Genomic DNA, 361 nt, shown 5'->3' with positions numbered 1-361 from the left:
ACGAGCTTGTTCATCGGCTTGACGTTTCTCATCTTCTTGCTTTTGAGCTTTTTCGTCCGCTTCTTTCTTTTCTAGTTCTTTTTTCTTCTCGCTATCTTTTTGTTCTGCATTGTTAGATGCAACTTGTTTACTAGTTGCTGTCGTTTTTTCAGAAGTAGGGTTTGAAATACTTGATAACGCACCAAAAATAACAAATAAAATAGCAGTGATAATAAATTGTTTTTTTGCTACACCTGTCTTTTTAATTACAGATAAGATTGCTAGTACGAGGAAGAAAACAAATAAAACAAAACTTAAAATAGAAAAAAATTCAACAATTGGGTTATTAGCAGTCTCAGCACTAGTTATTATTAATACAATC

1 pseudogene is annotated in these 361 nt (G+C 31.6%); it reads right to left on the bottom strand.

Going from position 1 to position 361, the window contains the following annotated elements:
• A pseudogene (locus KI369_RS28910) lies at positions 1–361 on the bottom strand (O-antigen ligase family protein); the annotation flags it as partial.

It is taken from the genome of Bacillus sanguinis (assembly GCF_018332475.1).
GTDB lineage: Bacteria > Bacillota > Bacilli > Bacillales > Bacillaceae_G > Bacillus_A > Bacillus_A sanguinis.
Note: the sequence above shows the minus strand (reverse complement) of the source record. Positions and strands in the feature narration are given on the sequence as shown.